Below are 26,697 nucleotides of genomic sequence, written 5' to 3' on the forward strand. Positions count from 1 at the left end.
ATAATTCTTCTGTGTTTCCCATGCGGGAAACCCTTTTGGCTGCTCTTCCATTCTGCGTGTTTTTTAAAGAGGTTGGTAAAACCGATGGCATCCAGGTCTGAAATTCTTATTGTTGGCGGTGGTGTGGCCGGGCTGGCTCTTGCAACGCGTCTGGGTAAAACGCTGGGCAGGCAGGGTAAGGCCCGCATTACACTGGTGGATAAAAGCTTCTGCCACGTGTGGAAGCCCATGTTGCATTGTTTTGCAGCAGGGACGGTCATGAACGAAAATGACCGGATCAGTTTTATGTCGCAGGCCAGCGGCAACCATTTTGAGTTCTGGCCCGGTGAGGTCGTCTCTCTGGATCGGGAGAAACGGCAGGTAACTCTAAGCCCTTTTCATGCCTCCGATGGCACGCCGGTGCTGGAAAGCCGGACACTGACATATGATGCCGTAGTGCTGGCGGTGGGGAGCTGCGCGAACGATTTTGGCACACCGGGAGTTAAGGAAAACTGCCTGTTTATTGATAATCTGGTCGAAGCCAATTCTTTTAACGAGAAGTTCCGCATGGAACTGCTCAAGGCGTTTGCCAGCACATCCAAGCTGGACATTGCCATTGTTGGTGGCGGTGCAACTGGCACCCAGCTGGCTGCGGAACTGCATAAATCGCTCGAAATCGTGGACCCGGTCAGCCTGCATGCCTTTGGTAAGGAGCCGCCCAAGCTCAGTATTACGCTGCTTCAGTCCGGTGCGCGTATTCTCCCGGCTTTTCCCGAATCTGTTTCGGTGGCAGCGCAGCAGGAGCTGGAGCGTATTGGGGTAACCGTGCGCACATCGGCCAGAGTGGCGGGGGCGGATCAGAGCGGCTTTATCCTCAAGGACGGCACGCATGTGCCTGCCATGCTGCGTGTCTGGGCTGCTGGGGTTAAAGCACCGGAAGTTACGCGTGCCTATGGGGGGCTATCGCTCAATCGTGCGGGGCAGATACAGGTTAAACCCAACCTGTGCTCAGTGGATGATAACCGGATTTTTGCAATGGGGGACTGCTCCTTTATTGTGGATGACCCTTTGCCAGCAACCGCGCAGGTTGCCCGCCAGCAGGCCATTCACCTTGCCCGGCACCTGCCTGCCTGGATTGAACACGGTCAAGAAGTGCCTGGCTGCATTTTTCATAACAAGGGGGCTATTGTTGCCTTGGGCAATTATAATGGCTGGGCGGCCCTGCCGGGTGGGCGTGTATTGGGGGGCGGCTTTATGCGCGGGCTCTCTGCCCGTATTGGCCATATCATGCTTTACAGAAAACATCAGGTTGAACTGTACGGATTACTGCGTGGTCTGGCCTCCATTTTTGCGGACAGGATTGAAACCTTTATCCGCCCCCCTGTAAGGCTGGATTAATCCCGGCCAAGCAGGATTAGGGGGAGTTGTAGGCCCCTGTGTTTTCCGGTTTTTGTCTTCAGGTATTTCAGGCTCCGGCCTGCTTCTGGCCTAGTTCTGGAAAGGATAATACCGGAAGGTTACAAAAACCGTGTTGCCGTTTACGGTTGGGCGGGTTGTGGTTCCGGTATCATTCACGCCCCGAAAAGCAAATTTGCGAACATAGGTATATTGCAGGCCTGCCATAACACTACCGTAATGCCCATCCAGCAGGTGCCACCACCCACCCATTGTGTACGATATAAGGGACTGGGTCTGGGCATTGCAGACCCCCATCATCAGGGAGCAGCCCGAAAGTCTGGCATTGGGGGAGCCATAGCCGTAATAGTTGCCATCCGCTCCTTCATAAACCGTGCGGTGGGCGGCTTCCACACCACCATAGGAATACAGGAGCAGGTTGTCCGTCGGGTGGCCGATCAGGCCAAGGGAGCCAATAATTTCGTGCAGGGGGGCGGGTGCGCCGGTGCTGCGGAAGGTCATGTCGGGTAACTGGCTGGGGCCGTAACGGCCAATTCCTCTGCCTGCCAGCACATCCCCCACTAGCTGCATTTTACCAGACAGAAGCGGCACAGCCATGGAGCCACCAACACCGCCCCCAAAGGCAACCCGGGAATGCGCCTGACCACCAAGCCCCCCACTGCCCCCACCATTGACAACAATAGTGCGGAACCACCGTGCCAAGCCGTATAGTTCGTAATGCCCGGCAGAAGTGTCCACCGCAGTCTTGAGAACAATATCCGGAGCGGCATCAAGGCTGTAATGGGCTTCGGGGTCCAGCATGCCTGTACCCGTGCTGTTATAGATCACATGCGGCCCAGACGTTTGCCCCATGGCGGGTGGAATATTGCCGCCGGAATCCAGCGTGGAATCATCAAACCCAAGGGTAGCCTGCGGGGTTTCAACCGACAGGCCCAGCCACCACTTGCGGTGGAAGTCCTTGATAAAGCGCACCTGAGGCACACGGGTAAAGGTTACGCCGGGAATAAGGTTGCTATCCACAACAGGGGGGAGTTGTTCGTGCCTGCGCAGCAGGGTGCTGGTGTAGCCCGTGGTCAGGCTCCATGCCTGACCGGCCAGAAAGTGCAGGCCCAGATCCCGGTCGTCTGCCGCCAGATAGGCCTGTCGCATTCTGGGCACGTAGCTGTTGGTCTGCACGGCATTGGAATTGCTGCCAGAACCGCCAAAATCACTTTCCACGTAAGCTTCAACGGTAACCCCCCGGGCAGGTCTGCCCTCAATCAGCAGGCTGAAGCGGCTGAGCTGGGCGGTCGGGCGATATTCGGAGGCATGGGCATTGGGGTTGCCGGAGTAAGGGAAAGCCCCCCAAGGGGTTGCGGGGCCTGCGGTCAGGTTTTTATCTCGGTAGATATTCGACATATCCACAAAACCACCCAGTTTGACTGAGACTGAGCCAATTTTAAAAATAGGGGGTAGGCTGTCCACTTCTGTCTGGGTGAGCGCGGTAGGGCTGGAAGAAGACAGGTTGATGTTTTTAACGCTTGGCGTGTCCTGCGCCATGGCTGTGGGGGCAGGGTCGGCAGAAAATGGTTCGACTGGCTGGTTGTTGATCCGGATTGGCCCGGCCAGTTCTTCCGTCTGCTGGCTTGGCATGGAGGGTGAGCGTGCCAGACGTGTGCCCGCTGTGCCAGAAGCCTGTTGACCAGAGGCATAGTGGCTGGTGGGGCTCTGTTCCGCACGGGGCTGGTGGCGGAGGAGGCTACGGGGTGTCCGCTGGTTTTTCTGCAGGTCTTTAACCTGTGCCTGAAGTTGCAGAACCATGCTGCGCAATTGTGCAATTTCGGCACTATTGTCCGCCAGAGCTGCGCGGGGGAAGCTGATTATGCAGCCCAGAACGCATGATAGCCCAAAATACCAGAGGTCCTGCGTGTAGAGATGTAGAAAAGACTGTTTTTTCACCCTGACCGATCCTCGTGTGGCCGGCTGGAGACGATTATCCTTTCAGCGCCTTACCGGTAACGAAGCAGTGATTTAACGGGTATTGCTCCAGTCTAGATATGCCAATTTGGCGACCCATCCATACAGGGCGAATTCAGGCTACCCAAATGGCCGGAAGTGCCAGACTGACACAATGGTTTTGCAGTAAACCATAGGAGGAAAAGGGGTGTAGAATATAAAAAAGTCTGAAAAAGCAGGCGTGTTTATGATCTGCATAACTATGTAAAATAAGATCCATCAAGGCCATGACCAGAAAAAGATGATGGGTTGATCTGGATTATGCCGCGCAGGTGGGTTTGCCGCAGGTTATGGGTCCAGCAGCATGCGGGTGTTGAGTTGTATCTGACGATGATTGATTTTTTTGATGTAATTCTTGGTTTCCAGATATTTGAAAATTCTGCTGGTTGTCTCAAACGTCATGCCCAGATAATCGGCAATATCCTTACGGCTCATAACCAGCGTTAACACCTGCGTTGCTTGGTTGAAGTATTCAGGCTGTTTGCTGTAATCGAGCAGAAAACCGATCAGTTTGCTGGTCGCTGTTGGGTGGGACATCAGAATAATATGGTTTTTGGCCGCCATAAGGGAGGCTGTTTTCTGCTTGAGCAGTAAATCCGTTATGCCCGGATAGTTCCGGGCAAGGGTTTGCACAGCACTCCGGCGCAGGCGCTTGAGGTGCACGTCCACCAGCGCAATGGCAGACCAGGCGTAAACATCGTTTTCTACAATGCCCAAAACCCTGCCGGGCCATAAAAAATCAAGCACCAGATTACGGCCATCTTCAAGCTGGTAATCCAGCCTGAGTGCTCCGGATTGTATGAAATAGATAAAATCGGCACTTTCACCTTGCCGGAACACAATGCTTTTTGCGGGTTTTTTCAGGTCGCAGCCAATGCGCTCCAGAGCCAAGCATGCTTCTTCCACAAGACTAGGTGGAGTGCTTGGGGCATGCTCCCCGGAATACTCCGGATTATGCAGCGGTCGAGAGTAAGGCACGGTGCTGGTTACCACCCAAGCGGCAGCGCGGAGGCGGGCAGGTGGTCTGGTTCATGATGTGTGACCGCCATGCCGGTAAACCCTTGCTGTCATGATGACGAGGTTGCTGTTGGGTCCTAAATAAACGAAACGGAACCGTTTCACAATATCATCCAGTACAGGCGGCCAGAGCGAATGGACCAGCCTTTCATGCGGCTGAAATGGTGCTTTGCTGCGGGGATGCGAGGTTTTTTTCTTCGGCAAGGGCGAGTTGGGTCAGATGTTTTTCGTTCTTGCGTAAAAAAAGACCTGAGCCAAGCAGGCCGATTACGGTCAGCACCCCTATGGCTATGCCGGTCGGGCCGGAAACTTCCGATATTTTGCGCCCCAGCAGGTAGGTGCCCATTGCATACCCCCCGGCCCAGCATGTGCCGCCCAGTGCATTAAAAAGCATAAAGCGCTTCCAGTGCATGTTGCACGCCCCAGCCAGCAGAGCCACAAAAACGCGCAGGACAGACACAAACCGCCCCAGAAAAACAATGGCGCTACCGTGGTGGCGGAACAGATATTGGCCCAGCACCAGCCGTTCTGGCGTCAGGCCGACCTTGCGCCCATGCTTTTGCAGGAGCGGAAGCCCAAAATGCCGCCCGATCAGGTAGCCAAGATTATCCCCGATGATCGCCCCGGCAATAGCTGCCAGCGCAACACCCTGAATGGCCAGATGGTGGGTTTTGAGGCAGTACAGCGATGCGGTGATAATGCAGGTTTCGGCCGGAACAGGCAGGCCCATGCTCTCCATCAGAACAAGCAGGGTCACGATACCGTAACCGTAATGCTGAAGCAGCGTATCCAGATGATGTAGCAGGGGGAGCATCCTTTTTGGTGTTTCCGTTTTCTGATGCAGTCAGAGTGTTACGGGTGGGAAGGCTTTCTGTTGCATGGCTGCATTTCCTGCCATGTTTGAGTTGGTGCTGGCTGCTGGTGGTGTTGGAGTACTGTTATCCAGCGAAAGAGAAAGAACAGAACCAAGTTAGAAAAATAAGAACAAAAAACATACAGTCAATATTTTTCAAACAAACGAATTTATAATCAATTAATAAAATATCAAATAATCTCAATAAATTGGAATAACCGTTTTTTTAACGCTCAATATATTTTCATGTGTGCTTATCATTAAGACAAATTCATGAGTAACAGCATTAATCTGATAAGGAATACAGTCGCATGAAATTAGATCGTGCAGGCATTTCCATGGGCAAAAACAGTACCAAAATTGTACTGTTTTCTCGCGCCAGAGTCCGTTCGTTCGCTTTGTCAGGCCCGGTTCTGGGTATTCTGGTCGGGTTGAATGTGGCGCTCCAAAAGGCTGCTCACGCAGATAACACCCTGTACCTGACCGGAAGCCAGACAACATATGTGGTGAATGGTCAGGAAAGTTTTTTTGTACCGGGGGGGGCCTGCTCAAACAATATAGCCCCATCTCCACTCTGCGTGGATGGTGGGGCTACGCTGGGAATTGTGGGCACAGGGGCCACGGTCACATCCACTGCGCAGGTTTATGTCGGGTTTACCACCTCGGGCACCAGCACTCTTTCCATTCAGGGGGGAGGGACTCTGCTGCTCAACCGCTCGGTTATGCAGATTGGCTGGAGTGGGGGGGATGGTCTGGTCAATGTTTCTGGCGCGGGCTCCCAGATAGTCACATCGCCCGAGAGCCTTCTGGTTGTGGCAACGGGGGATAACAGTAATTACGGCAGCCCGTTTATTGGTACGACCAACAAAACCTACGGCACCCTTAACATTACCAATGGGGGGCGGGTTCTGGTGGGTACAGTGGCTATTGGGATGTATGGTGACGGCATCGGCACTGTAACGGTGGATGGTACCAACTCCCTTTTGCAGGCAAGTCAGGATTATTACGTCAATGGTGGCTCGGGGGGCGCTGGCGGCACGGGTACAACACAGGTCAGCAATGGCGGTATGCTGTTTGTGGGCGGGCAGGTCTATTTTGGTACGGACAACACCAATGGTGATGGCACGCTTATTCTGCAATCCGGCGGCACGCTGGCACTGGGGGACCGGGTTGCCAATGGCCAGACGCTCAGTGCGCTGGTGGATCAGGAGGGAACGGGCGGGCAGTCACATCTGATCCTGTCTGGCGGGGGCATCAAGCTGATTAATTCCGGCTTAACCACGCAAATGGCCATGCAGCTGACCGGTGGCGTGCAGTCCACCTTTGATACTAATGGCAGAATGGCGGTGTTGTCTGGCACGCTCTCGGGCAATGGGGGGCTGACCAAGGCCGGGCAGGGGACACTTATTTTATCCGGGACCAATACCTACACCGGGCAGACGGATGTGCAGTCCGGGGTGCTGGAGGTTGATGGCGGGGTCAGCAGCGCGGTGAATGTGCTTGGCGGGGCCACTCTGGCGGGGCAGGGTAGTGTTGGCACTACAACGGTGGCCTCCGGTGCTGCTCTTTCGCCCGGCGTGGGGAGCACTGGTGGGCAGTTGAATGTGGTGGGGAACCTGAGCATGAGCCAGGGTTCCTCCCTGCTGGTTAATAACCTGTCCACCACGCAGGAACTGGTGCGGGTTACGGGGAGTGCAAACCTGTCCGGTGGCACCGTGCGCCTGCTGGGTGCCGAGCAGAACCTGCGTTACGGGGAGCAATACACCCTGTTATCCGCTGCACAGGGTGTAAGTGGGCAGTATGAAGGGGTGAGTCTGGAACAGGCGAGCATTTACCCATTTTTATCTCCCACCCTGCTTTACACGGCAAATACGGTAAACCTGCAATTACTGCGTAATTCTGTGCCTTTTGCCGCAGTGGCACAGACACGGAACCAGCGGGCCGCAGGGAATGGATTGCAAGGCGTGGCGCTGGATAGTTCCGTGGTGCGTACAGTAGTGCAGCTTGGGGGTACCCGCGCGGTGGATGGTGCGCTGGATGCCCTGTCGGGCGAAGTCCATGCCTCCATGCGCACGGTTCTGGTGCAGGATTCCATGTATGTGCGGCAGGCCGTATCCGACCGGCTGGCCGGAGCCTGGTGTGATAATGGGCCAACAGGGCAAAACGTGCATGTGCTGGGCACGCGGCATGGGCGCGGTGTGGAGGAGGGCTGCACGGCAGAGCGCGCGGCAGTGTGGAGCCAGGCCTATGGGGGTTTTGGCAATAATAGCGGCAATGGCAATGCGGCCAGCCTGCACCATTCTACATCCGGGTTTATCATGGGGGCAGATACGCCTTTGGGGGAGGAGGCCCGGTGGCGCGTTGGGGGGCTGGTCAGTTATGGCCGTTCCATGGTGGACAGCGGAGGGCGCAGCGCGTCTGGCCGGAGCAACAACATAACGCTGGGGGGGTATGTGGGCGCGCGTTTGGGCGGGTGGCGCCTGCATATAGAGGGCGATTACACATGGAACCTGCTCTCCCTCTCACGCAGGGTGGCGTTTGCGGGTTTTGGCAACACCCTGTCTAGCCATTATGATGGAGGCACGGCACAGGGTGTGGGTGAACTGGGCTACCGGTTCCATACGGGGCGGGCTGTGCTGGAACCGTTTGGTAATGTGGCTTACGTAAACCAGCATACCAGTTCCTTCCGGGAGCGTGGGGGCGTGGCAGCACTGCGTGGGCGGGCAATGACCAGTGGGGTCACGTTTGCTACGTTCGGGGTGCGGGCTTCCGCGTCTTTCCAGACACATGGGGCATGGGTTACTCCACATGCCACATTAGGCTACCGGCATGCCTTTGGCCTGTTAACAGCCACCACGCATGAGGCCTTTGCCATTGGCTCTGGTGCCTATGGTATGGAGGTTGCCGGCATATCCCTGAGCCCGAACGCGGCGGTCATGGATGTGGGGGTGAGTGTTAAACTGACAGACCGGATAGATATCGGCGTGTCCTATCTGGGGCAGTATGGTGGGCCTTCCTCCAGCAGTGGTGCGCATGGTGGCGTGACCTTCCGTTTTTAAAGGAGCGTGGCCCTTATCTGGCATATGCCTGTATTGCGGCACACAACCCCAGTGCTGGCAGGGCAGGTGCATGCCGGAGGTGCCGTAAGGTAAAGAAAAATTTGATATAACACTCCACTTTTGCCTGTATGCGCAAAAATATCAACACAGGAATAAAGCGCTTTATCTGGTTCCCTATGGGTCGGAGGGCTGTGATCGGGCGAGAACTGCTCTTTTTTGGGGGTTCTGTTGTTCGTTCAGAGGAGTTATTCCGCTTTATCACCCCTTGGAGCCAGTGCTCTGGTTTATGTAGAGGGCAGACTGTCTGTTCGGTTGTCGCAATAATGTCCGGGATATTCTGCGTTCCGGTCGGGATTATGATTTTAGGGTGGAGTGAGTTTTTGTGACGCAAGAAAGACGTTCCCCAGTGGCGGGTTCATGGCGTGCATCGCCCAATGCAATCAAGCTGAACCAGTCCATGCGGCTGATGCGTCGTGATGTGCTGCTCTCGGGCATTGGTGCTCTGGCAGCATGGGGTGGGGCCAGTGCAGCTCCGGCATTGGATACAGTGCCTCCACCCGTGCCGGCCGTTGACCCCGGCCTTGCCCGGTTTATGGATGTCTCTCATTGCCTGACGGACCGCACGGAGCTGGACTCCACCGTGGGCGCTGCCCTGTACGCCGGTATGGTGCAGGCCAAACCAGAACGTACGGCCCAGATCGCAACCCTGTATGACCTGAAGGCAAAGTACAGGCTGATCACCGCGGCCGAACTGGCAAAAGCGGCGGAAAAAGCCGACAAGGCCTTAAAAGATACGATTCATGACATCATGATCGGTTGGTACCGTGGTGTTGCGGGGGGCAAGGTCGTTGTGTACCGCACGGCCTTGATGTTCGACATCACCAAAGATGCCATTTACCCCAAGACCTACGCCGCAGGTGGTCCATTCTACTGGACCACCAAGCCGCCCGAGGTCGCGCGTCCGACTGGTCTGCCGGCCCTTTCGCCCTCGCCGTTTGTCGTGGAACCCACCTGAAGAACTGAAGCAGTCCAAACCTATGTCTTCTGACCAGAATCTTTCCGCTGATGTTGTTATTGTCGGGTCCGGCGTTGCCGGAAGTTCCATTGCCAACGAACTGGTGCGCGCTGGAATATCCGTTATCGTGCTCGAGGCGGGTCCGCGCGTGGACCGGCAGCATTTTGTAGAGAACTTTCGTAATCTGGAGAATAAACCCTCCTATCAGGGGCCGTTCCCCAGCACGCCGTGGGCACCCCATCCGCCCAACCAGCAATCCCCCAATAAGTACCTCCACACGACCGGCCCGGACGCAGAGGCGTACCAGCAGGCTTATCTGCGGCTTATGGGGGGCACAACATGGCACTGGGCCGGTTGTGCATGGCGCTACCTGCCATCGGACTTTGAGCTGAAAACCCGTTACGGGCAGGGGCGTGACTGGGCCTTGAGCTATGATGACCTGGAGCCATTCTACTATCAGGCCGAGGTGATGATGGGCGTCTGCGGGCCAGACCCCAGCGTGGAAGACCTTGGCTCCCCCCGCAAGCAGCCCTACCCCATGGAAGCTCTGCCCCTGTCCTATGCCGGGGAGCAGTTCCGCAAGCTGATTACGGAAAAAACCCCTTGGCGCATTGTGCATGAACCGCAGGCCCGCAACACGCGCCCGTATGATGGACGGCCAACCTGCGAAGGGCATAATAACTGCATGCCCATCTGCCCGATCGGGGCCATGTATAACGGCAGCTATTCCGTCTACCATGCCGAGGCAGCCGGGGCGAAGTTTATCCCCAATGCGGTTGTGTACAAAATTGAGCGGGATGCCGCGAATAAAAAAGTTACAGCAGTACACTATTACGATCCCGATAAAGGGTCGCACCGTGTGAGCGGAAAGTACTTTGTTATTGCCGCCCATTGTATTGAAACCGCCAAACTCCTGCTTCTGTCCGCCGATGAGCAGAGCCCCGATGGGGTTGCCAACAGTTCAGGCCATGTTGGCCGGAACATGATGGACCATACCGGCGTGCAGGTGACGTTTATTAGCGGGGACAAGGCGCTCTGGCCGGGGCGTGGGCCGCTGGAAACAAACGTGATCGACAATTTCCGGGATGGAAGCTGGCGGAACGAACGCGGTGCGTACCTTGTGCATATGGTGGATGATAATCAGGTGGACTTTGCCACCCAGCTTGCCATTTCCAAAGGGTATGTCGGTCGGGAGCTGGAAGAGCAGATCCGTTACCTTGCATCGCACACGGTGCGCCTGTTCAGCCATAACGAGGCTCTGCCCGACCCCGAAAACCGCCTGACCCTGAGTAAGACGGAAAAAGACGTACTGGGTATTCCGCACCCCGAAGTCTATTACAAACTGCCCCAGTACACGGTGCGTAGCTGTGACCACACGCGCAGTGTGTTCAAGCAGCTGATCCACCTGATGCACGGCACGGATGAAGAATGGACACCGGGCTACTTCCCGCAGGATCATCCCTCGGGCAGCACCATTATGGGTGTGGACCCCAAGGATTCCGTGGTGGATGGGCATTGCCGCACGCATGACCATGAAAACCTGTTTATTGCCAGTTCGTCTGTCTTTTCGACCGTGGGAACGGGGAATATCACCCTGACCGTAGCGGCCATTGCGCTGCGTGTTGCCGATACGTTGAAAAAAGAACTGCTCCATGGCTGATTTCAAACATATTTTCTGGTCTGTTCTGCTGGGTGGGGCGGTCTTTGGCGGAGTGCATGCCACGCCCGGCCATGCTGCGGATGACGAGCAGGCACTTATGGCGCGTGGTGCATACCTTGCAACCGCGGGTGACTGCGTGGCCTGCCATACGCGCCCCGGAGGCAAACCTTTTGCCGGTGGGCTGGAAATTGCCACTCCCAAAGGGGCGGTGATTTCCACCAACATAACGCCCGACCCCCAAAACGGCATTGGTGCATACACGCTGGAGGACTTTGAAAAAGCCCTGCGCCGTGGCCTGCGAAAAGATGGGGCGTATCTTTACCCCGTTATGCCTTACGTATCCTATGCCGGGCTGACCGATCAGGACGTCAAGGCGCTGTACACATGGTTCATGCACGGTGTGCAGCCAGTGGCGGAAAAAGCGCCTGAAACACAAATGGGGTTCCCCGGTAATATCCGTATGTCCATGATGGCGTGGAACATGCTGGCCGAGAGCGAAAAGCCCGAAACAGGGGATTCCGCAACCTATGACAAGCTCCGCCGTGGCCATTACCTGGCTACTGCGCTGGAGCATTGTGGCACCTGCCATACGCCCCGTAACTTCATGCTGGTGGAGCAGCAGGACCAGTACTTGGCCGGGAGCCAGTTGAATGGCTGGTTCGCGCCCAATATTACGCCCAGCAATACTGGCGGCATAGGGGACTGGAGCGAGGATGATCTGGTAGCCTACCTTAAAACGGGTCATGCCAAAGGGCGCAGTCAGGCCGCTGGCCCCATGGGGGAGGCGGTTGAGCATAGCACCAGCCACTTGACCGATGAGGACCTGCATGCACTGGCCGCCTTTATCAAACAGGTTCCCGCTCATGATGATGACATGGAGCATCAGGCGCGGGACAGTTTTGGCAAGGCGCTACAGGAGCCTGATATTCGGTCCGGTGTTGTCCATCAGGTCGGTGATCTGTACGAAATGGGTGGGGCTGAACTGTATGATGCAAACTGCGCAGCCTGCCATGGTGCCAATGGCGCAGGAACGACGGACCAGTATGTGCCCTCGCTCTACACCAACTCCGTTGTGGGTTCGGGGCGGCCGGATAACCTGATCATGACCATTCTGGAAGGCGTTAACCGCACGACGCCGTCTGGCCATGCCAGCATGCCCTCTTTTGGCAGCCATTCCGACGTGCAGCGCCTGAGTGATGAGGAAATTGCCAGACTGGTCAATTACCTGACCATCAGGTTCGGGAGTGGGGACCATCAGGTTAATGCCGAGCAGGTTGCGGCCATGCGCCAGCCGCGCCCGGCCCCGGCCCCGGCTCCTGCTTCCGCATCTGCTCCGGTGCCGGCACCGGCAACCGCAGCACCTGCAACTGTTGCCTCCCCGCCTGCCGTGCCGGCTTCGGGCAAGGAGGCAGCCCAGCCTACGCCGCCAGAGCATCCATGAGGGCCGCTGCCTGTGGCGGATAAGCCGCGGGACAAAAGTGCATGCCCCTGAAGGCCCGGTAAACGCTTACAAAGTCTGCCCCGTTATACTCCCCTTGTGGGTGCTGGCGGGGCAGATTGCGTTTGGGCGGGTGGAGGAATGCTCTATGCTAAAAAGGTATAAGCAGGTAATTGGAGGCACATGGTGCCACGTCTCGCTCGGTCTGGCGTTAGGGTAAAGCTATCAAAGCCGGTTGTGCATTCGTAAGGTTACTTGCATGTTGCTGCCTCTCTCGCCGATATTGGTCGTTGGTGATTTTGGTTGAGGGTTATGAACACGGGCAGCTTGTCAAAGCTGGCAGAATCATAACAAACTAGATTATTTATTGTGTGGTCAGGTCTTTAGGAGATTTCCCATGTGGGAAAACCCAAAACATATTATTGTTCCCGTGTTCTTCAATTACCGTGGAACAGCCCTCTTTCATGAGGATCCTGTCAAGGTAAAGGCGAACCCTAACGGCCTGCAGAAGTTCATGGGGCTGTTTAACCAGAAATACCTGCCCACAGACGAAATCCGTTATCAGAAGCATTTTTATTACGGTTTTGAGTTCAACCCGCGCGAGGTCAAGGCAACCCAGTGCCTGATGGGGGGTATTTTTGACTTTTTCCATGCGCGTGGGCTGACCTTCAACTACCCCGATATTTCCAACCGCAAGGGAACGGAAATCTGGATTGGGGAGTATAAGTGCCATCTGTTTGATATTATGGCGGATATCAGAAACCCCCATCTATGCGATTTTGGGTATTTTGACCCCAAAACAGGTGCCGTTGTGCTGGACGATAATAAAAACCGGTCCGATGGGCAGCATAAGCCCGCAGATGTGTCCCGCCGGTTTGTGCGTGACAGCTTTTTGAACGGGAAGATTCTGTCTAGCTGCATCAAGATCATGGAAATGCCCAAAGAAAAAGAACCTGCCGCCTAAGGAAAGCCGGGTTCTCTCTCTGGTGTTCAGGTTTTGGTCAGGGTTGCCGGGGGCGTGGGTATCTGTTTCCCGGCGTGTCTGACCGCAATGCGGGTGTAGAATAATCTGGGGTCTTTAAACGTGCGGAAATCTGCCTGTCAGCACAGGGGGTTCTGTATCTGATGCTGTTATGTATTTAATAATTAAATATATTGTAACCGGCTTGCAGCGTTTCCACTTTATAAAATCGTCTTGTTTTTAGGTTAGATACGCATTGTATACCCATTTTGGGGTTTTGGACTTTAGTTTTTGTGTCATTCATAAATTCTGGGGAAGGTTTTAGTCTGTTTTATGGAGAATGCAACAAATCTGGATTTAGTGCAGAGACTGTATCGCGCCCTTCTTAACACGGCCGATGCGGTGTTGCAGGCTTCTACCGAAAGCGAGATGTGCGATAAAACATGTGCCGATCTGGTATATGATGCGCTTTTTCAGGCAGTCTGGATTGGTCGGAAGGATGAGTCCGACACGTTGCATATCCTCTCCTGCATGGGGGCTGGCACGCAGGGGATGACCAACCTGAAGTTTGGCTTTCAGGAAGATTCGCCCCAGTTTCCTGTCGCCGTGGAGGCATGGGACAGACAGACCCTAGTTTACAGTAATGACGAACTGGGAGAGCAGAAAAACACGCCGTGGTATGATTTTCTGTACCGTAACCAGTGGCGTGCCGTGCTGGCGGTCCCGATCTGGCGGGGCGGCGTACGCTGGGCCGTTATCTCGTTTGTATCAATCCGCACAGATATGTTCGATGAGCAGTGTATAGGCCTGTGCCAGAAGGTGGCGGAACTGCTGGGCCATGCGCTGGATAAGCTGGATGCCCAGAAAAGGCTGGAAAAACTCCAGAATGAGGAAGCACGCCGCGCACGGCATGACCCGCTAACAGGCCTGCCCAACCGCCTGGCGCTGGAGGAGTATATGCCACAGGCCATAGCCCGCGCGGTCCGTCAGGGCAGTTCGGTGGCTGTGGGTATGCTGGATCTGGACGACTTCAAGCAGGTTAATGATGGTTATGGGCATGAGGCGGGGGACCGTCTTTTGCAGGCTCTTGGGCGTCGTTTGCAAGAGCATGTCCGGCATACGGATTATGTTGCCCGGCTGGGCGGCGATGAGTTTGTTATTGTGCTGGAAAATCTGGACCCGCTGTTACGGGTAACACAGGCTACAAAAATTCTGGATAACCTGCACAAAGCCGTGGAAACGCCCTTTGCCATTGCGCAGGATGCTTTTGCCATGGTGGGCATGACGTTAGGGCTCGCACTGTATCCGGTTGATGGCGAAGACCCCGACACGCTTTTGCGCCGTGCCGATGCGGCCATGTATTTGTCCAAGCAGAACAAGGCCAACCGCCAGAATTGGTGGTGCATGGCCAGCAATACCCGGCAGATGCCTGCTGAGGAGGCCGTGGAACAGGTTGCCTTTAACCCATACGGGCCAGAAGCTGCGGAACTGCTGACCCGCGCCAAAACGTTTCTGACACGGATACGGCAGAATTTTATCGAGTGTTTTTACGACAGTCTGGCAAAAATGAGCGAGGCGCAGTCTATCCTGTCTGTGCTGACACCAGAGCAGCTTGAGCACCTGAAGCAAAAGCAGGCTGCACATCTGGATTTTTTACTGGGGGCAGAAACGCAACGGCAGGATATTCTGCAACAGGCGACAAAGCTGGGTGCCATTCACATGCTTTGTGGTATTTCCCCCGCCCTGTTGGGAGAAGCCTATAGTATTTACCGACGTTTGCTGATTGACAGTCTGGATAAAGCGCTGCTGCGTGCGTATGACCGGTACCATATTCTCCTGACAACCGAAATGCGCTTGCAGGATGATAAAGGCGCACAGCTTGAGGCCGGGCAGAAGATAGAGGAAAAATATTTCTCTCTTCTTTCCAAGCGTCTGCCTGTTGCCGGGGGTGTATGGCCGGATGTGAGTGCGCAGGGCATAGAGGCTCTGGGCAGCCTGCCGGGTATTAAAGCTGTTTTGCTGTTCCGGATGAACCCTGCTGGCGAGCTGGTGGTTGAACATAGTGGAGGGGCTGCTGGTGCCCAGCTGACCGAAAGACTGAAGCAGATCATCAGTCAGCCCGTTGTGAACGCGCAATCGGTATTTGGTAATACTGTGACCGGTCTGGCATGGCGGACACGACAGAAGCAGACCTGTGCCTCTTATTCCACAAACCCCAATGCCGCTCCGTGGCGGGAGATGATGCAGGCTCTGGGCATAAGTTCGTCCATTAGCATCCCCATTTCCATGGAGGAGGAGCAGGTCGCGGTTGTGCTGGCCCTGTTTGGCGCATGCCCTAACCAGTTTGAAACCCAGCGCATGCAGCAGTTTGCCCGCAGCCTGCAACACCGCTGGGAGCAGATGTGGATGCGGTGCTGCTTCCCCCGGGGGTCCGTCGTGACGGAAGAACAGTCCTGCTACCTGAGGGACAGGTTGTTCAGCGATGGGTTGCGGATGTACGTTCAGCCAATTGTAAACCTGCGCACGGGAGATTTGCTGGAAGTTGAAGCACTTGTGCGTATTCAGGATACTAATGGTGCCATTATCGAACCCGGGAGCTTCCTGTCCCTGCTTGGGCAGAATGAGCTCGACAGGCTGTTCCATATGGGGCTTGAGGAGTCTCTGAGCTTATTGCAGCAGTGGCAGAAGGACGGGCAGATTATCAACCTGGCCGTGAATATGCCTCCCACTTATCTTTTAAATGAGGATGGCCCAGCGTGGGTTGAGAGTGCTTTGCAGCGCTATAACATCCGCCCCGAGCAGTTAACGGTTGAGCTGCTGGAAACCCAGATGATCGACCCGACCATACAGGATATTGCTATCCAGAAGTTCAAGGCGGTAGGGGTCAAGATCGCGATTGATGATTTGGGGTCGGGTTATAGTAACCTGCTCCGCCTTTCTTCCCTGCCGTTTGATATTATCAAGGTTGACCAAGGGCTTTTGCGGAATATCCGCACAGCACCGCTTCAGACATTCAGCATGGTTAAGTCCGTGCTGGATATGGGGATAGATTTCCATGAGCTGGTTATTGTGGAAGGTCTGGAGGATGATGACGTTATCGAGGCCATCTACCATCTGGGCTGCCGTTTTGGTCAGGGATATGGCATTTCTCCCCCCATGCCTCCCGAGCATTTTGTCAAATGGCATGCAGAGTACCGCGTAAAAGCCCATTCCTGCAGCTATGCCAAGGAACTGGTGAGCGATCTGGGCGTGCTGTCGTATCACTGGATGTCCACGCGGGGCGGGCAGAGTGCCAGCAGGCACTCACTGCGCCATAGCCTTATAACGCACTGGCTGGCTGCACGGGGGCTGGAAGGCTCTGATGCAGCACAATGGCATGAACAATGCCATTATGGAGATGACCCTGTGGGGGCTTCCCGCAAATTTATAGGCTGGCTGGTTAAAAGAATAGCCGAGGCCAATCAGGAACGTCTGTCTTTGGTAGAAGAGCCTAAAACGGGCGTATAGACCAGTGCACATGGTGCTCCCATGCGCGGCATTGCTACGCCGGATGAAAGGGTTTTTCCTGCCTGTTCGGTAGATGCACGTCATCGCGGCCGGACAGGTTCGGTTTCTGGCAGGAATGGGCAATCTGGCGCGATTGCCGGTTCCCATTCGGCGCAAAAAGGGGCTTGCCACTATAAGTGGCCGCAAGGCGGCATAGTTGGCTTATGGCCACGCGTTGGTGATTTGTTCCTGACAAATACCGGCGTGTTGTGGCTCGGCTGGGGTTAAAGCAGAATAACCCCAACTGTAAGCACTGTAGCAAGCTGGTGTTTTCTACAGGACGTGGCAGTATATAAAAGAAGGAGCATCTGGCTCCTGAAAATACTTTCTCTATCGCCCGTCAGAGGGAGATAGCTGATAAAAATGCTGGAGATAGAATAATGAAGATTAGCGCACGCAATCAGATCAAAGGTACAGTCAGAAAAATAGAAAAAGGTGCAACCACCTCTCATGTGAGCATCGAAATTGCAGGTGGAGCTATTGTTATGGCATCCATTACCAATGAAGCTGTGGCAGACCTCGGGCTGAAGGACGGAGAGTCCGTCTATGCTGTGATCAAAGCATCCGATGTTATGGTGGGTGTTGACTAAAGACATTCCATTTCTGGAACCGTGCCTTGTAAAGATGGTGCTTGTAGCCTCATAAAATCTGGCACGGTTTCCATTCTTCTGTAACAAGAGTGTTCATAGATAAAGATGAATAGAGATGTTTTTGAAACTGACCTGTGTTTTAAGGCAATAAAGAAATCAGCTTAGAAACCGGCTGGTTACAGCATTTTACGGGATGCAAAGAACCAATTTGGCGATACTTGAAAGCAATACGTAAAGGTATACCGTCACTCAGCGGATATTATATTATCCGAGCAGAAAAATGAATTACTGAAGTATGTTCTGTTGTTATTACAAATCAGCGACAAGAACGTGAATTGAAAATTTTTAAAACCCGGTTTAGCCTCATAAAAAACAGTCATAAGAAAAAGAAAAAAATGTCTGACAAAATGATGCTCCGTGCTCCCCCAGACCTGCAACAGCACAATAAGGTGTCCGTAAGCTTGCCTGTCGTCAGCAAGCTCTAAGCGCGCCTTTATTCTGTAAATCAGGAATGTTGTGCCTCTGTTTCAGCGCAAGCTGGGGCGGATGCTTGCAGCTTTGGATAAAGCCATGTCCACATTTCGGGGTCATAGCCGCAAAGCATGTGCCTTGCGGTGTTGTATCTTTTATTCTCTTGCAAAATTGCCTGCTGTTTTGGGGCTTGTTCTGCTGGCTGTGCCTTACGCCGTAATGGCGCAGGATGTTAAAAAATTGCCTGTGTCCGCGGGTGCTGAAGCCAGTGGGGGGCATGGCACTGCACAGCCCCCGACCAAACATAAGCGGCCTATTGCGGAAGAGCGTCTGGAATCCTTGTTTCAGACGGAAAGTATTTCCTCATTATTGAACCATAATGAAGATGCCTTGCGGCGGGGGGATATTAGTGCAGGGTATTATGTGTCCGAGCAGGCATTTGGCAACCTTATGCCCTCCCTTAAACCCTTACGGGACCGTCTGGCGAACCATGGTTTCAGCTTTGAACTAACCTATAAGGGCGAGGGCATGGGGAATATGAGCGGTGGCCTTTCCAAAGGAATGGACTACACGCATGAAGTGCGTATTGCCATGCTGTTTGATCTGGGCCGGCTAACCAGATGGAAACCGCTGGAAGGCTGGTTCCTGCATGGTATTGTCATGAACCGGGAGGGCCGGCAGGTTGGGTGGGACCACGTGGGCGAGCGCAATGTTCTGCTGACCGAGGTCTGGAGTATTCATGGCCCTGCCGCCGCACGTCTGGCAGACCTTTACGTAGAAAAATCGTTCCTGAACAACAGGATCAATATTAATCTCGGGCGTATTGCGCTCACGCATACCTATTCCACTTCGGTGTTGCTATGCACGTTCATGACCATGTGTTCCGCACCTATGGCCATTCGTGAGCCTGCGGGCTGGAGCGTGTATCCTAAAACATCGTGGGGCGGAACATTCCGCATACGTCCCACGCGGGATCTGATTTTACGAACAGGCGTGTACCGCATTGGCCCCAAAGCGGTTGATAACACAGGCTGGGCGTGGGGGAGTGAGCCGTACACTGGTATTCAGACCCCTGTGGAACTGACCTGGGAACCCTTTTTTGGTGAACGCAAATTGCCCGGTCATTACAAAATTGGGTATGCGCATGATACGTCCCCCTATGCGGACATGATCGGGGTTGTTCCGCCTGCTTTTGCCGGGTCCGTGCAAAAGCATAAGGAAAAGCCCAGAGATACGTTTTATATCGAGACGGACCAGATGGTTTACCGCAGTCATGGGCAACACCAGATGGCGGGGGGGTATGTGCTGGCGGGATTTGTCCATAATACTCCAAGCAATTCTACATTCGCCAATGAGTTTTATGTCGGGGCTTCCTTGCTGGGGATTATTCCCGGGCGTCCGTTTGACCGGTTTGGGGTCATGTATTCCTATTACCAGCTCAGCCCCCGCACGACGTATGGGCAACGATTGCGCCAGATGGCAGGCATGTCCATGGGGGCCTATGTTAATGCACCTCAGACCCACTCTGCTATTCTGGAAGCGTATTATGGTATCCCCATCATGCCGGGGTTGGTTGTAACTCCCGAGTTTGAATACATGATGCGCCCGGGGGAGACATCGGTCATTCCCAACGCTGTTCTGGCAGGGCTTAAAGTGATCAGTGCTTTGTAAAGCGGTCCAGTCGGGCGGTGTTTCAGGCCGCCCGTATTTTTCCAGCTTCCAGCGTGCTTGCTACAGGCCCGATCTTTTGGGGGTGGGTGCCCTCCGTGGTTGCCATATCTTAATTCTGGATATGTTTTTAGCCATTTGAGCTATTTATCATTCCGGAATCATAACTATAATTCAGGTCGTGCGCTATGTGAGGAGGCTCGATCTGTCAGAGATTCAGGAAACCGCATTTATCAGGCGTGGCGCCAATTTCTCGTTTGGTCAAACGGCTTACCCCGATGGAGGGGAGTTCAGGGTCACCAGTGGTGCCTATGCTGCTCTGATCCTGTTGGAAACAGGTACCATGAGCACGGTTATTGATAGGAACCGGCGCGAGCTGCATGCTGGTGAATGCGGTATTTTTATCAACAGAACAGGCCGTCGCTCCACTTACGCTCCGGGCAGCCGTGTGATGTGGTGCGAAACACCGCTGCTCAAGTCTGCCCTGCCAGCCAGAAGTGATTTTCTGGGGGACAGGGTTCGTGCATCCCAGCGTATTCTCACGTTGTTTCGTGAGGGTATTAACTGCGGCCTGAATAGCTCGCCCACGCTGGATACATTACGCAATGCTTTGGGCGAGGCCCTGTTTGCGGCATGGCGTATAGAGGCGGGGCAGGACGTTATCGGGCATATGCCGCCCTCCCTCATTGCGGCAAAATCCTATATCGACCAGCATTACGCGGAAAAACCATCCCTTGAGCAACTGGCTAGCGTGGCTGGTGTTACATCGCCTTACCTGATCGACCTGTTCCGTCGCCATCAGGGTACAACCCCTATACGGTATTTACGTAACGTAAGGGCCCAAGCGGCTTTGCGCCTTATACGGCATACAGACATGTCGCTTGCCAGTATTGCCGATATTACCGGGTACGGATCGGCATTTCATCTCTCGCGTGAGGTCCGGTTGATGAATGGCCAGAGCCCACGCAGTATCCGGCAGCGCGGTATTCATGGCCAGACATCCCATACCATGGGAGACGCCACCCGCCTGCCTGACGATCAGCATTAGTCTTTGCGTCCTGCGTTTGAAAGGATACGTCCGATGGTTCCCCCTATTCCTGTTATTGATATTGCAGCACTCCGTCATGGCAGCAGTGCGGAGCGTAAGGTAGTGGCTGCAGCCCTTGGCGGGGCATGCCGCGAAGCCGGTTTTTTTTACATTACCGGCCACGGTGTTGCGCCTGAAATGATGAACAAGCTTTTTGAAGCTTCACGCATTTTCTTCAACCAGCCTGCCAATGCCAAGGAAAAGGTCGCCATGAGCAGGCTTGGCAAAAATCGGGGTTATGTTGGTCTGGGCGTCGAACGGCTTGATACGACATCCCTGCCCGATAATAAGGAAGCCTTCAATATCAGCCCCCATAATGTGGATGATGCAGACGTATGGCCCGATTTACCGGGGTGGCGGGACCTGATGATGGCGTATTTTACAACATGTCTGGATATAGGTGCGGCCCTGCACCGTGGTTTTGCGCGCGACCTTGGCGTGGATGAGAACTTTTTTGTTGATAAGTTCAAAAACCCCATGGTAACGCTGCGTCTGCTGCGTTACCCGCCTTCTCTATCAAAACGTGCCGATCAGGCTCCGGGGGCAGGGGCACATACGGATTATGGCAATGTGACCATTCTGGCCGTTAATGGTGTGTCCGGCCTGCAGGTGCGCCCGCGGGGGAGTGACTGGATGGATGCGCCACTTATTCCCGGCACGTTTATCTGCAACATTGGGGACTGCCTGATGCGCTGGAGCAACGATGTGTATGTCTCCACACCCCATCGTGTTTTGCGCCCAGAAGGAGAGCGATATTCCATTGCCTTTTTTCTGGACCCGGATGCGGATGCACAGGTTGAACCAATTGTCAGCCAGCAAGATGAAAGCCCGCATTACCCGCCTGTGAGTGGCTACGATTATCTGCAGGAAAGGCTACAGGCAACGTATGGGCACCAGAGCTAAGGCTGAATAGATCAGTCCATGTTTTCTATTTTGATCGTGAGTAGAGAACATGATCAATACTCAAAAAATTTCCTGAATCTCATAGTTCAGTCGTACATGGCCGGAAGGAACTGGGATGAAGTGCTGCGAAACAAATGCAGGTGTGTCAGGTTGTATGGCAAAGGCTCAATCAGCACAGGATAATCCGGTTGATGAAGTGCTGCCCTTAAACAAGCTGATTATCTATGGTGTTCAGCATGTCTGCACGTTTTATGCTGCTGCGGTTATTGTGCCTATCATTCTGGCCAATGCACTTAACCTGTCCAGAAGTGACCTGCTACACCTGATCAATGCTGATCTTTTTACATGTGGTATTGCGTCTTTAATACAATCAGTTGGTATTGGAAAAATTGGTGTCCGTTTACCGCTGTTACAGGGGGTTACCTTTACAGCCATGGTGCCGATGGTCACCATTGGTGTAGCTGCAGGTGGCGGAATAGAAGGATTGCGAGAGATTTACGGTGCAATTCTCATAGCAGGTCTGTTCGCGTTTATAGCGGGAAAATATTTTTCCAAAATTGTAAGGTTTTTCCCACCAGTGGTCATGGGATCAACCATTCTTATCGTCGGGCTTGCCCTGCTTCCCATAGCCGCAAATGATATTGTTGGTGGTCAGAGCCCGAGCATTATGCAGAGCTCTGTTAATATCAGGAATATTTATTATGCGTTGGGTACTTTTTTTCTGATTGTCATTTTACAAAGGGTGTTACGCGGTTTTTTTTCCACCATAGCAGTGCTGTTGGGTTTGCTCCTATGTTCGGGCATTGCCATGATGCTGGGTGACATGAAAGTGCATGATTATAATGCCCTACCTTGGGTGGCTTATACTCAGCCCTTTTATTTTGGACTTCCTGTTTTTCATATCGCACCAATTCTGTCGATGACAGTTGTTATGATCATCGCCATGATCGAAACATCTGCTGGTGTTTATGCCATTGGCTCCATTGTAAAGCGTGATATTCATGCTGAGGACATTGCCTCTGCTATTCAGGCAGATGGTTTGGCGACTGTTCTGGGTAGTATTCTCAACTCATTCCCTTATACATGTTATGCAGAGAATGTTGGACTGGTGCGTATGACTGGTGTGCGGAGCCGTTGGGTTATTGTTTCCGCCTCTGTCATTATGATCATTCTCAGCAGTTTTCCGGTCTCAGCGGCTCTTGTTGCCAGCATTCCGGCCCCGGTACTGGGGGGCGCTGCCCTTGCCATGTTTGCAACTGTCGCAATGATCGGTGTTCAGATCTTAAGTCAGGTTGATTTTGATGATCATAGTAACATCATTATTGCGGGGGCCAGCGTTGCATTGAGCATGCTGGTTACGGCTCAACCGCATATTACAGACAGCCTCCCATCATGGGTGCGGATTGTGTTTGGGAGCGGGATTACCGTTGGTGCTCTTACGGCTATTTTCCTTAGCCTTCTTTTCAATCATGTTTTGCCGCCTTCAAAATCAGATAAAAATCTGGCCAGCAATTAACGGCGTTCATAATTGCCGAAAGATATGCCGTGCATGTATGGGAAGGGGGAAAGCTCCTTCCCCTTCAGTGTTTGAGAAGAATGTTGGATATTTGTGCGAGGATGCTCTGATTATTGGTGGAAATGAAATTTTATGGTGTGTATTCAATAGTGAAAAATATTAAGCACAAATTCTCAAAGTTGATGGTCTTGACACTTAAAAAATCCTCTTGAATGGCGTTGTTTTCTGCTTTATGAGTTCCGAAATGGCAAAATATTGTGGAAATAAAAAATGAGTAAAGGTGGCTTATTAAAAAATAAAAATATTAATTTAATTGGAATTTTTATGTTGTGGATTTTAACCATAACATACTTGGTTCTTCATCATGCCCTATGGCGGGATGAAGTGCGGAATTTTATGATAGGTATAGGGGCAACGTCCCGGATCCATATTATTGGGAATCCACACCCATTTTTGGTCTATAAAATAGAGCAGTTGTTATATTGGATAACTGATTCTTATTATGTTTTGCCAGCTTCATCGTTGTTCATATCTCTTTGCTCCGTAATATTGCTGCTGTTTTTCTCTCCATTTAATTTCAGACTCAAAGCTCTGGTACTTTTTGGCTATCCCATGCTGTATGAATATACGGTTATGGATAGGAATTATGGCATAAGCGCTCTGTTGATGCTGCTGCTTGCCTGCTGTTTTTCAACTGATAAATACAAATATATTTTCTCGGGTCCTATTTTGTTTTTGTTGGCTAATACCAACGTACACTCAGCTCTGATTGTGGGGGGATTTTCAGTTTTATGGCCATTAAGTATTTGGTACGAAAATGGCAAAAAGTGGAGTGAGGACACTAAAAAAGCATGCCTCAACAGTTTTCTGGGTATTGCGGGATTTATTGCCTGTTTCATGACAGTTTATCCAACACGCTATGACCTGGCGGCGGCGCATCCGGTAGAGATGACTGTCAAACACCATTTCCGATTTTTCAAGCATTTGACCTTTTTCGGGTGCAAAGACTATTTATCTGATGTTTTCGGCCATCACCTTTTCGGAAAAATTGTATATCTTGTTTTGGAGGCAGTCGCTTACGCTGCTATCTTGTTTTCCCCCCTTGTTTTGTGGGGTGATGCTTTTCTATTTTCTGTTGCAGCGCTGTCTCTTATCGGATTTTCTGCTTTTTTCTCTATCGTTTATCAAGGTAATTATCGGCATGAGGCTCTCTGGCTCATGCTTGTTGTTGCATTGTTGTGGATAAAGAAGAACACGTATAAAGAGCCTGCCGGTAATGTTCTGAATAAAATTGGCTCTGTCTCATTTTATACAATACTCACTATTCAAGTCATTCTGTCTGGTTTGCTGGCATTTCATGAGGTGCATAAACCTAATAGCATGTCCAAACAGTTTGTGGATTTTATCAATAAAGACGAAATTTTAAAGGATTCTCCTATTCTTTCATCCATGGATTATAATCTGGAGGCAATTCCTTACTATACAAAACGACCCGTGTTCATGATGACATTGAATGACTATGATGTTGTCGTTCCTTATAAAAACAAGCTGGATTACAATCTGGATGATTTGCTCAAGGCCGCACAAAAGCTGGCCGTGTGTTCTAAATCTCCGCCCTTGATTCTGATTGCTAATGACAAGGAGAAAGCAGGGAGTTCTGTTCTGAATATCATGGATGAGAATGCGGAAAAATCTGTCCGAAATTATATGTACAACTACTGGACGTTTACCGTAACACCCGAACAAAAAAAGAGGTTTTTAGAAAATACGCGTGAAATCGCGAGGTATCCCAATGGTTATCTGGAGCAGGGCTTTATAGTTTACCAACTGAATGTGGCCAGGACAGAACAGAGTAATTGCCGGTCAAAATAGGGCAGGGCCTCTGTTACGCTTTTTCTGCCCCTGAGGCGTTACCTGTGGGGCAGCGCGCTGTCGTTCTGGCTTGGCAGAAGCAGCTTCTGCATAGTCGGGCTGCTGGAGGACGCGCGTACCATTGCTCCAATGGGTTAATACTCCATGCATTGTGTGTTGCAGTCAGGGGTTTGGACGCTTTGTTCTGGAGAGGAATAAAGTGACTGGCGATGAATTGAACGCCCTTCTGATTTTTCAGGCTTGTATTCATAGCATATTTTTAGATACGTTATCGGAACATATAGACCGATTTCCGTTACAACAAAAGTGAACTTTCCTTTTCACCTCTTTTTCGTACAGTTCTGATCCTTCTACTTTGGCCACCATGCTACTCTGCACGAGTTGTGTTTGAGCCAAAGAAGTTTTCTCCCAGATTCCTTTCTTTCCCCGACAGGAGACACGCCATGGTTGCCCCTCTGCCACCGCACACACAGCAGGAGTTTCAGGAGCGTGGTTTTTCCCGCAGGCAGATCGGTCGCATTGGTCTTGTTCTGGGCGCCGGTGCTGTTATGGCCGGCATGCCCTGGCACAGGAGCCGAGCGGATACCCTGCCTGTAGGCGGGGTTTACCCTGCGGGGGCCATTCTGCTCAATGGGAATGAATTCTGGACGGGGCCTTTTCCCTCGGCCTTGCCCGCCGGACAAAAGGCGTTGCTGAACGGCAATCGCTATCTGACCGGTAAGGAGCGTCAGGCGCTTGTTGAAGCCGTGGCAACGTATGATCATATTTCGCCAGAGCTGGTAACTCCCTGGCCGGGGTCGAGCGACCCGCTGTGCCGGACTGTGATTTCCTTCTGTTCGCCTACGCAGGGCCTTGTAACCAGCAACCCTACATACGAGACGGTATGGGGTGTTGCGGAATGGCTACAGATCCCCCTGACCAAAGTCCCCCTAAGGGCAGACAATGGCTATAAGACCGATGTGCGGGCCATGCTCAAGGCTGATCCGCATGCCGGTATGTATTACATATGCAGCCCCAATAACCCGACAGGCACGGTTACGCCGTTAGCGGATATTGCATGGCTTGCCCGTAATATTCCTGAAAAATCCGTGCTGGTGGTGGATGAAGCCTATCTGCATTTCAGTAACGCCCCCTCTGCGGTTTCACTGCTTGGGTCGTGCCGTAATCTTGTTGTTTTACGTACTTTTTCCAAACTGTTCGGCATGGCTGGACTTCGCTTGGGGCTGAGCATTGCTCACCCGCAACTGCATGACAGAATGATGCGGTATGATGGCATTTACCAGACGACCATGCTTTCCGTTCCCGCTGTTTCTATTGGCACGGAGAGTCTGAAAGATCAGGCTGAAATTGCAAAGCGGCGTTCTGAAACACGCCAAAACCGCAAAGTCATGCAGGAATGTCTGAGCCATTATGGCGTCCGGACTATTCCAAGTGAAGCCAATATGCTTATGGCAGACTGGCGTACAGCACCCGGGCCAATTGTGAGAACATTTGCCCAGAACAATGTGATTATCGGACGAAGCTGGGATATCTGGCCAACCTGTTCCAGAATTACCGTGGGCTCGGCCAGCGATGTGCAGGTTTTTTGTAAAGCCATGGAACAGGTTGCGTCACTGATTAAGTGATAAGCTGATTGGTTTGCAACGCCGCT

Annotated in this window: 17 protein-coding genes; 14 read left to right on the forward strand and 3 right to left on the reverse strand. The window is 52.9% G+C overall.

The annotated features are described in order from the left end of the window. The first annotated feature begins 84 nt into the window (after window positions 1–84). Window positions 85–1,377, forward strand: coding sequence for an NAD(P)/FAD-dependent oxidoreductase (locus HK20_RS00355; RefSeq protein ID WP_086645122.1), 1,293 nt, complete (start codon window positions 85–87; stop codon window positions 1,375–1,377). Window positions 1,378–1,467: 90 nt separating this feature from the next. Here HK20_RS00355 and HK20_RS00360 read toward each other — a convergent pair whose 3' ends face one another. The 3 genes from HK20_RS00360 to HK20_RS00370 form a co-directional block, all read right to left on the reverse strand. Next, window positions 1,468–3,333: a hypothetical protein gene (locus HK20_RS00360; RefSeq protein WP_233129014.1), complete on the reverse strand. Its 1,866-nt coding sequence runs from the start codon at window positions 3,331–3,333 to the stop codon at window positions 1,468–1,470. 345 nt (window positions 3,334–3,678) lie between these two features. Next, window positions 3,679–4,281: a Crp/Fnr family transcriptional regulator gene (locus HK20_RS00365; protein WP_158093021.1), complete on the reverse strand. Its 603-nt coding sequence runs from the start codon at window positions 4,279–4,281 to the stop codon at window positions 3,679–3,681. Window positions 4,282–4,555: 274 nt separating this feature from the next. Then, on the reverse strand, window positions 4,556–5,221 hold the full coding sequence (locus HK20_RS00370; protein WP_198943852.1) for a DedA family protein: 666 nt from the start codon (window positions 5,219–5,221) through the stop codon (window positions 4,556–4,558). A gap of 350 nt (window positions 5,222–5,571) precedes the next feature. Between HK20_RS00370 and HK20_RS00375 the strand changes: the two genes are divergently transcribed. The 13 genes from HK20_RS00375 (at window position 5,572) to HK20_RS00435 (ending at window position 26,671) form a co-directional block, all read left to right on the forward strand. Then, on the forward strand, window positions 5,572–8,319 hold the full coding sequence (locus tag HK20_RS00375) for an autotransporter domain-containing protein (RefSeq protein WP_086645124.1): 2,748 nt from the start codon (window positions 5,572–5,574) through the stop codon (window positions 8,317–8,319). 382 nt (window positions 8,320–8,701) lie between these two features. Then, window positions 8,702–9,334, forward strand: a complete 633-nt coding sequence (locus HK20_RS00380; RefSeq protein WP_369822984.1) for a sugar dehydrogenase complex small subunit — start codon at window positions 8,702–8,704, stop codon at window positions 9,332–9,334. Between the two features lie 22 nt (window positions 9,335–9,356). Next, the gene (locus HK20_RS00385) at window positions 9,357–10,994 is read left to right on the forward strand and encodes a GMC family oxidoreductase (protein WP_086645125.1); all 1,638 of its coding nucleotides are present in this window, start codon (window positions 9,357–9,359) and stop codon (window positions 10,992–10,994) included. Further along, window positions 10,987–12,435, forward strand: a complete 1,449-nt coding sequence (locus HK20_RS00390) for a cytochrome c (RefSeq protein ID WP_086645126.1) — start codon at window positions 10,987–10,989, stop codon at window positions 12,433–12,435. The genes HK20_RS00385 and HK20_RS00390 overlap by 8 nt, the downstream gene beginning before the upstream one ends. A gap of 394 nt (window positions 12,436–12,829) precedes the next feature. Beyond that, on the forward strand, window positions 12,830–13,396 hold the full coding sequence (locus HK20_RS00395) for a hypothetical protein (protein WP_086645127.1): 567 nt from the start codon (window positions 12,830–12,832) through the stop codon (window positions 13,394–13,396). Between the two features lie 330 nt (window positions 13,397–13,726). After that, window positions 13,727–16,900, forward strand: a complete 3,174-nt coding sequence (locus tag HK20_RS00400) for an EAL domain-containing protein (protein WP_086645128.1) — start codon at window positions 13,727–13,729, stop codon at window positions 16,898–16,900. A 419-nt stretch (window positions 16,901–17,319) separates the two neighbouring features. Continuing rightward, a complete protein-coding gene (locus HK20_RS00405) occupies window positions 17,320–17,529 on the forward strand; it encodes a molybdopterin-binding protein (protein ID WP_086645129.1) in 210 nt (69 codons plus the stop codon). 690 nt (window positions 17,530–18,219) lie between these two features. Continuing rightward, window positions 18,220–19,671: a carbohydrate porin gene (locus tag HK20_RS00410; RefSeq protein ID WP_086645163.1), complete on the forward strand. Its 1,452-nt coding sequence runs from the start codon at window positions 18,220–18,222 to the stop codon at window positions 19,669–19,671. A gap of 187 nt (window positions 19,672–19,858) precedes the next feature. Then, window positions 19,859–20,716: a helix-turn-helix domain-containing protein gene (locus HK20_RS00415; protein ID WP_143296432.1), complete on the forward strand. Its 858-nt coding sequence runs from the start codon at window positions 19,859–19,861 to the stop codon at window positions 20,714–20,716. Between the two features lie 33 nt (window positions 20,717–20,749). Then, window positions 20,750–21,658 carry an isopenicillin N synthase family oxygenase gene (locus tag HK20_RS00420; protein WP_086645131.1) on the forward strand — a complete coding sequence of 303 codons (909 nt, stop codon included), beginning with the start codon at window positions 20,750–20,752 and terminating at the stop codon, window positions 21,656–21,658. 154 nt (window positions 21,659–21,812) lie between these two features. Continuing rightward, on the forward strand, window positions 21,813–23,174 hold the full coding sequence (locus HK20_RS00425; RefSeq protein WP_086645132.1) for a nucleobase:cation symporter-2 family protein: 1,362 nt from the start codon (window positions 21,813–21,815) through the stop codon (window positions 23,172–23,174). Window positions 23,175–23,444: 270 nt separating this feature from the next. Then, window positions 23,445–25,046: a hypothetical protein gene (locus tag HK20_RS00430; RefSeq protein ID WP_143296433.1), complete on the forward strand. Its 1,602-nt coding sequence runs from the start codon at window positions 23,445–23,447 to the stop codon at window positions 25,044–25,046. Between the two features lie 443 nt (window positions 25,047–25,489). Then, a complete protein-coding gene (locus tag HK20_RS00435; protein WP_086645134.1) occupies window positions 25,490–26,671 on the forward strand; it encodes an aminotransferase class I/II-fold pyridoxal phosphate-dependent enzyme in 1,182 nt (393 codons plus the stop codon). Window positions 26,672–26,697: the final 26 nt, after the last annotated feature.

It is taken from the genome of Acetobacter sp. DsW_54, assembly GCF_002153575.1.
GTDB classification, from domain to species: domain Bacteria; phylum Pseudomonadota; class Alphaproteobacteria; order Acetobacterales; family Acetobacteraceae; genus Acetobacter; species Acetobacter fabarum.

What these genes read in the sequence shown, in the direction of transcription:
- HK20_RS00355 (WP_086645122.1), top strand. Translation starts at nt 85, where the DNA reads ATGGCATCCAGGTCTGAAATTCTTATTGTTGGCGGTGGTGTGGCCGGG.
- HK20_RS00370 (WP_198943852.1), bottom strand. Translation starts at nt 5,221, where the DNA reads ATGCTCCCCCTGCTACATCATCTGGATACGCTGCTTCAGCATTACGGT.
- HK20_RS00375 (WP_086645124.1), top strand. Translation starts at nt 5,572, where the DNA reads ATGAAATTAGATCGTGCAGGCATTTCCATGGGCAAAAACAGTACCAAA.
- HK20_RS00385 (WP_086645125.1), top strand. Translation starts at nt 9,357, where the DNA reads ATGTCTTCTGACCAGAATCTTTCCGCTGATGTTGTTATTGTCGGGTCC.
- HK20_RS00390 (WP_086645126.1), top strand. Translation starts at nt 10,987, where the DNA reads ATGGCTGATTTCAAACATATTTTCTGGTCTGTTCTGCTGGGTGGGGCG.
- HK20_RS00395 (WP_086645127.1), top strand. Translation starts at nt 12,830, where the DNA reads ATGTGGGAAAACCCAAAACATATTATTGTTCCCGTGTTCTTCAATTAC.
- HK20_RS00400 (WP_086645128.1), top strand. Translation starts at nt 13,727, where the DNA reads ATGGAGAATGCAACAAATCTGGATTTAGTGCAGAGACTGTATCGCGCC.
- HK20_RS00405 (WP_086645129.1), top strand. Translation starts at nt 17,320, where the DNA reads ATGAAGATTAGCGCACGCAATCAGATCAAAGGTACAGTCAGAAAAATA.
- HK20_RS00410 (WP_086645163.1), top strand. Translation starts at nt 18,220, where the DNA reads ATGGCGCAGGATGTTAAAAAATTGCCTGTGTCCGCGGGTGCTGAAGCC.
- HK20_RS00420 (WP_086645131.1), top strand. Translation starts at nt 20,750, where the DNA reads ATGGTTCCCCCTATTCCTGTTATTGATATTGCAGCACTCCGTCATGGC.
- HK20_RS00425 (WP_086645132.1), top strand. Translation starts at nt 21,813, where the DNA reads ATGGCAAAGGCTCAATCAGCACAGGATAATCCGGTTGATGAAGTGCTG.
- HK20_RS00430 (WP_143296433.1), top strand. Translation starts at nt 23,445, where the DNA reads ATGAGTAAAGGTGGCTTATTAAAAAATAAAAATATTAATTTAATTGGA.
- HK20_RS00435 (WP_086645134.1), top strand. Translation starts at nt 25,490, where the DNA reads ATGGTTGCCCCTCTGCCACCGCACACACAGCAGGAGTTTCAGGAGCGT.